7 protein-coding genes are annotated in these 6,033 nt (G+C 64.8%); 5 read left to right on the top strand and 2 right to left on the bottom strand.

Annotated elements, in window-relative coordinates:
• Nucleotides 1-129: 129 nt before the first annotated feature.
• Together EN742_RS21170 and EN742_RS21165 are read right to left on the bottom strand one after the other, a co-directional pair.
• Entirely contained in the window at nt 130-1,128 is a 999-nt protein-coding gene (locus EN742_RS21170) for an aldo/keto reductase (protein ID WP_126058236.1), read from the bottom strand.
• 50 nt (nt 1,129-1,178) lie between these two features.
• Entirely contained in the window at nt 1,179-2,684 is a 1,506-nt protein-coding gene (locus EN742_RS21165) for an altronate dehydratase family protein (RefSeq protein ID WP_126058237.1), read from the bottom strand.
• A 247-nt stretch (nt 2,685-2,931) separates the two neighbouring features.
• Between EN742_RS21165 and EN742_RS21160 the strand changes: the two genes are divergently transcribed.
• The 5 genes from EN742_RS21160 to EN742_RS21140 form a co-directional block, all read left to right on the top strand.
• On the top strand, nt 2,932-3,834 hold the full coding sequence (locus EN742_RS21160) for a GntR family transcriptional regulator (protein WP_127405811.1): 903 nt from the start codon (nt 2,932-2,934) through the stop codon (nt 3,832-3,834).
• A 148-nt stretch (nt 3,835-3,982) separates the two neighbouring features.
• The gene (locus EN742_RS21155) at nt 3,983-4,333 is read left to right on the top strand and encodes a DUF2946 family protein (protein WP_127405812.1); all 351 of its coding nucleotides are present in this window, start codon (nt 3,983-3,985) and stop codon (nt 4,331-4,333) included.
• 103 nt (nt 4,334-4,436) lie between these two features.
• Nucleotides 4,437-4,982 (top strand): copper chaperone PCu(A)C, encoded by a 546-nt coding sequence (locus EN742_RS21150; protein ID WP_127405813.1) that lies wholly within the window; start codon nt 4,437-4,439, stop codon nt 4,980-4,982.
• A gap of 32 nt (nt 4,983-5,014) precedes the next feature.
• Entirely contained in the window at nt 5,015-5,536 is a 522-nt protein-coding gene (locus EN742_RS21145) for a YcnI family protein (protein ID WP_127405814.1), read from the top strand.
• Between the two features lie 55 nt (nt 5,537-5,591).
• Nucleotides 5,592-6,033, top strand: a 442-nt coding sequence (locus EN742_RS21140; protein ID WP_148670177.1) for a copper resistance protein CopC, incomplete at its 3' end; no start/stop codon positions are given.

Below are 6,033 nucleotides of genomic sequence, written 5' to 3'. Positions count from 1 at the left end.
CTTCCGATCCTCTCGAATTGAGATGGAATATTAGTTCCATGCAAGTGTCAATATGGAATATTCATTCTCTCGTGATCGTGAGGCATGCTCGCCCATGCGACGCACCGAGCCGGGCAGGAGCTCCGCCTTTCAGCCGAGTTCCTGAACCACCGTATAAGGATCGTATTTCGCGTATTCCGCCGGCGGCACCTCGATGTCGAGCAGCTCCAGATTGCGCGTCAGGTTGGCCGGCTTGGCCGTGCCGGTCAGCACAGAAGCGACGACCGGCTCATGCAATGGAAACTGGAAGGCAGCGGCCGCGAGCGGATAGCCGCCGTCAGCCGCGATCCGCTCCATCGCGCCGACGCGGTCGAGGATATCCTTGCTCGCCGGCTGGTAGTCGAAATGCGCGCCATGCACCGGACCGGTCGCCAATATGCCCGAGTTGAAGACGCCTCCGATGATCAGGGACGTCCGGCGCTGCCGGCAGAGCGGCAGCAACTCGGCCTCGGCGCTGCGGTCGAGGAGCGAATAGCGGCTGGCGAGCAGGATGCAGTCGAGCGGCGCCCGGCTGAGCACATCGAGACAGATCCGCACCTCGTTGACGCCGAGGCCGTAGGCGGAAATCGTGCCGGACGATTTCAGCTCCTCCAGCGCCTTCAACCCGCCATCCATGAACTGGCGGAAATGCAGCTTCGTCTTCTCGACGCCATGCGTGTAGGTGCCGATGTCGTGGACGAACAGGATGTCGATCTTGTTGAGGCCAAGACGCGCGTAGCTGAACTCGACAGAGCGCATGATGCCATCATAGGAATAGTCGTAGTCGAGCGCGAAGGGCAGCGGATCGACATAGGAATGATCCGGCACCTGGTCTTCCGGCACGGGGCGGAACAGGCGCCCGACCTTGGTCGACAACACATAGGACGAGCGCGGCTTCTCGCGCAGGAAATCGCCTGTTCGCCGCTCCGACAGGCCAAAGCCATAGAAGGGCGCGGTGTCGAAATAGCGCAGGCCGCCATCCCAGGCCGTCTGCAGCGTTTCCATCGCCGGCTCACGTGGGCAGGCGCGGTAGAGCCCGCCGATCGCGGCGCCACCGAAGCTGATTTCGGTGACCTCGAGCGCAGTGGTGCCGATCCGGCGTTTGTTCATAAAGCCTCCCCTTGCGGGCCGTCTGGTCGCCCGCGATCATTTGTCGGTGGTTAGAGCGTCGCGCCGAGGTGCCAGGGCACGAACTCGTTGTCGCCGTAGCCGAACGCCTCGCTCTTGGTCTTACGACCGGACGCCGTCTCAACGATGAGCTCGAAGATCTCGCGGCCCATGCCAGCGATGGTCTTCTCGCCGGAAGCGATGACGCCGCAATTGACGTCCATGTCCTCTTCCATCTGGTGGTACATGGTCGAGTTGGTGGCGACCTTGATCGAGGGCGTCGGACGGCAGCCGAAGCAGGAGCCGCGGCCGGTGGTGAAGACAATGACATTGGCGCCGCCCGCCACCTGGCCGGTGGCGGAGACCGGATCGTAGCCGGGCGTGTCCATGAACACCAGGCCGTGGCCGGTGACCTTCTCGGCATAGCCGAAAACGCCATTGAGCGGCGTCTGGCCACCCTTGGCGACCGCGCCCAGCGACTTCTCCAGGATGGTGGTCAGGCCGCCGCGCTTGTTGCCGGGCGAGGGGTTGTTGTCGATCGAGGCGCCGTGCTTGGCGACATGGTCCTCCCACCACTTCACATAGCCGTCGAGCTTGGCCGCGATATCGGGGCTTGCCGCGCGATAGGCCAACAGATGCTCGGCGCCGTAAATCTCCGTCGTCTCGGACAGGATGCCGATGCCGCCGACGCCGGCGAGGATATCGACGGCCGCGCCCAGCGCCGGATTGGCGGTGATGCCCGACATGCCATCGGAGCCGCCGCATTGCAGGCCAACGACGATCTCGCTGACCGGAATCGGTTCACGCTTGAGGTGACCGACTTCCTCGGCGATCTCGGCGAGCACGCCCATCGCCTTCTCGACCGATTTGCGCGAGCCGCCGGCTTCCTGGATGTTGAAATGGCGCTTGCCCGCGGCGACACCCTTCTGGCCGTAAAGGGTCAACTGATTGACCTCGCAACCCAGCCCGACCATCATCACGCCGCCGAAATTCGGATGACGGGCATAGCCGGCGAGCGTCCGGTGCAGGACCATCATGCCGTCGCCGGTGCCGCTCATGCCGCAGCCCTGGCCATGCACGATCGGCACGAAGCCGTCGATTCCCGGATATTTCGGCAAGAGCGTTCTGTTGGCCTCGTCGGCGATGGCGTGGCAGACGGTGGCCGAGCAGTTGACGCTGGCGATGATGCCGATGAAGTTGCGGGTGCCAGCGCGGCCATCGGCGCGGCGGTAGCCCATGAAGGTGCGGGCACGGTCGGCCTCGGTCGCGTGCTCGGCCTCGCTCGGCGGCACCACCGGCAGGCGGCCGCTCTCGAAAACCAAATTGTGCGAATGGACATGCTCGCCAGGCGCAATGTCCAGCGTGGCACGGCCGATCGCCTGAGCATATTTCACCACCGCCTCGCCGGCCGCGATCGGCTTGACCGCCACCTTGTGGCCAGGGTCGATCACCGCGACGGCGACAGCACCACCCGGCAACGCCGTGCCGATCTCGATGCGGCCATTGGCGACCGCGACATTGTCGGCGGGAGACAGGAGGATGCTGTTTGCGGCGTTCACGGGCGGTTGCCTGGGATGTTCCTGGGTGCGTGGGCGGATTGACACGCGTCAGTTAATGGATAATGTCTTTTATCGTGAAAAAACATTTTTGCGTCAAATGTTTTTTCGCGAGGGCGCCGTCTGTGAGGGCGCAAGGGCCAGTCCGGCCGGCGTCCGAAAAGCGATTCAGCTTTCCGGAAGCATGCGTTAGGAACATATCGCGCTTCAGGCCGGGCACTGCAAGCGCCGGCGCGCAACGGGGCGGGGGATGTCGAAAAGCAACAACGTCTACAAGGATGCCTATAATCGCTGCCTCAGGCTGCTCGATGAGACCCAAAGCCTGCCGTCGGAGCCGGAATTGGGCACCCTGCTCGGTGTCAGCCGAACCACGGTGCGCAGCATCCTTGCACGCATGGCGGAAATCGGGCTGATCGCCTGGAACAAGCGCAGCAAGACGGTGCTGCGCGCGCCGCGGCCGGATGACTTCTTCCCCGAGGAGGAGACCGACACGCTGGCCGAGATCATCGAGCGCTCATTCATGCGCCGGCTACTGGCCGGCGGCGCCGAGGCAGGCATGCAGATCAACGAGTTGGAGCTGGCGCGCGAGATCGGCGTCGGCACCACCAGCGTCCGCGAATTCCTCATCCGCTTTTCCCGCTTCGGCCTGATCGAGAAACGGCGCAACAGCCACTGGGTGCTGAAGGGCTTTACCCGTGCTTTCGCGCTGGAGCTGACCGAAATCCGCGAAATGTTCGAGCTACGCTCGGCCGCCGCTTTCGCCACCTTGCCCGAGGAAAGCCCGGTCTGGTCCGATCTCGACCGGCTGGAGGATGAGCATCGCCAGCTGGCGCGCGAAATCGCCACGCGCTTCACGGCGTTTTCCGAGCTGGATGAGCGCTTCCACCGACTGATCCACCGCGCATCGCACAACCGCTTCATCGTCGACTTCTACGACGTCATCGCCATGATCTTCCACTACCACTACCAGTGGAACAAGGCGCAGGAGCGCGAGCGCAACGAGGTCGCCGTCCAGGAGCATCTGGCCTATATCGCGGCGCTGAAGTCGCGCGATCTCGGCAAAGTCGACGCCGCCTGCCGCAAGCACCTGAAGTCGGCGCGCCAGACGCTCTTGACCTCGATCCCCGAGGGGCGGCAGCCGCAACACGCCTGAGCCGCGCCCGGGTCCCGGCGATACGCATTGGTCGCGCCGCGTTGCCGCAGCCGTGATTTGGCGATTTTCGCCCCGTTGGCCGCATGCTAGGTATCTGCCATTGCTCGTGGAGAGGCAGAGCTTGGACATCCGGCGGAGACAATGGAGCATGAGGGTCGCGTTCGTCGCGATCTTGGTGCTTGTGCTCCAGTCGGCGCTTGGCGCCTTCGCGGCCGGGCCGGCCGCCGCGCAGCTCGACGCCTTCGGCAATGTCATCTGCACGCATGAGGGGCCGACCCAGCTTCCCGGCAGTGATCCGCACCAGCAGCACCTGCCGGCCTGCTGCGTGCTTGGTTGCAGCATGGTTTCCGCTGCCCACGCGCCGCCGCCCGATGCCAGTGTTCTCGCCCGCAGCCTCGTGCTCGAGGCCGTGGTGTTCGCGCCGCCGGCCTTCACCCATGTCGATTTCGCCCGCGATCGCTCTCCATCGAACCCGCGCGCGCCGCCAGCGACGGCCTGATCCGTCCCGGCTCGCCTCGCGGAACCTTTCGCGGGCGCATTCATCCAACGTCCGGACCGTCCGCGGCGTCGCGGCGGTGCGGTCACCGCATCATGGAGCAACCATGTTTTCCCTTACCGCAACGCAGGCCAGCGCGTCTGGCCGCAGCAACCGATCCCGGCGCTGGCAGCGCCTCGGCATCGTCCTTTCCACCCTCGCCATGCTGTTAGTCGGCGCTCGCGCCGCCTTCGCGCATGAATTCAAGGCCGGCGATCTCGAAATCGAGCATCCCTGGTCGCGGGCCACGCCTGCCGGCGCCAAGGTGGCTGGCGGTTATTTCACCATCATCAACAAAGGCAGCTCGCCGGACCGGCTGCTGGCGATTGCCTCCGACATTTCGGAGAAGGCCGAACTGCATGAGATGGGCGTCAAGGACGGCGTCATGACCATGCGCCCGGTCAGCGGCGGCCTCGAAATCCCGGCCGGCGGCAAGGTGGCGCTCAAGCCGGGCGCCTACCACCTGATGTTCGTTGGGCTGAAGCGGCAGCCCAAGCAGGGCGAAAAATTCCCGGCGACGCTCACCTTCGAGAAGGCCGGCAGCGTAACCGTCGAGTTCGAAGTCGAAGGCATGGGTGAAACCGGTGACACCGACATGGACCACGCCGAGTGACCCGGCAACCACACAAACTTCGAGGGACAATCATGAACAAGTATCTTTTGACGGCCGGCGTGCTTTTCGCGCTCGGGACAAATGCGGCGCTGGCCCATGTTACGCTGGAAACCCAGGAAGCGCCTGTCGGTTCGACCTACAAGGCGGTGCTTCGCCTGCCGCATGGCTGTGAGGGCAAGGCGACGACCGCCGTGCGCGTGCAGATTCCGGAAGGGATGATCTCGGTGAAGCCGATGCCGAAACCCGGCTGGACGCTGCAGACCAAGAAAGGCAAGTACGAGAAGTCCTACCAGCTCTATGGCGAGACGCTGACCACCGGCGTCAAGGAGGTCGACTGGAGCGGCGGCAATCTGCCGGACGAATTCTATGACGAGTTCGTCTTCAGAGCCAATCTGACGGCGGATCTGCCCGTCGGCCAGATGCTCTACTTCCCCGTCGTGCAGGAATGCGACGGCGGCGCCGCGGCGCGCTGGATCGAGATACCGGCCGCCGGGCAGGAGGACGACGAGCTGGAAAATCCGGCGCCCGGCATCAAGCTCCTGCCGAAGAAATGATCTCCCGGCGGCGCGCTCCGTTCCAGGGCGCGCGCCGCCTGCTTGCGATGGTCGCATGAGCGCTTCCCCAAGGACCTGCATCGACGACTGGCGAGCCGCCCGGCTTTTTGCCCGGCTTCTGGCCGTCATCTTGCTGTTTGCGGCTATGGCGCTGCCGGACCGCGCCTTCGCGCATGCGGCGCTGATCAACGCCGATCCCGTGGACGGCGCGGTGCTGGCGCAAAGCCCGGAAAGATTCTCGCTGAGCTTCAGCGAGCCGGTGTCGCCGCTGGTGCTCAACCTGGTGCGGCCGGACGGCACTCAGCTTGTCCTGACGTCCTATCGGCTCGACGATCAGACCATCGAGATCGACAATCCCGAGACGCTGAAAGCCGGCACGCATGTGCTGAGCTGGCGGGTGATTTCGGAGGATGGCCATCCGGTCGGCGGCTCCGTGCTCTTCTCCATCGGCGCGCCGAGCGCTCCACCGGTGGCTGGGGGGGCGGTCGACTGGGACC

This window comes from Mesorhizobium sp. M4A.F.Ca.ET.020.02.1.1 (assembly GCF_004022645.1).
Lineage (GTDB): Bacteria > Pseudomonadota > Alphaproteobacteria > Rhizobiales > Rhizobiaceae > Mesorhizobium.
The sequence above is the reverse complement of the archived record's forward strand: the minus strand, read 5'-3'. Positions and strand labels throughout refer to the sequence as shown.

Excerpts from the sequence above, each read along its gene's own strand:
- EN742_RS21150 (WP_127405813.1), top strand. The coding sequence starts at position 4,437 with ATGTTTTCCCTTACCGCAACGCAGGCCAGCGCGTCTGGCCGCAGCAAC.
- EN742_RS21170 (WP_126058236.1), bottom strand. The coding sequence starts at position 1,128 with ATGAACAAACGCCGGATCGGCACCACTGCGCTCGAGGTCACCGAAATC.
- EN742_RS21160 (WP_127405811.1), top strand. The coding sequence starts at position 2,932 with ATGTCGAAAAGCAACAACGTCTACAAGGATGCCTATAATCGCTGCCTC.
- EN742_RS21155 (WP_127405812.1), top strand. The coding sequence starts at position 3,983 with ATGAGGGTCGCGTTCGTCGCGATCTTGGTGCTTGTGCTCCAGTCGGCG.
- EN742_RS21145 (WP_127405814.1), top strand. The coding sequence starts at position 5,015 with ATGAACAAGTATCTTTTGACGGCCGGCGTGCTTTTCGCGCTCGGGACA.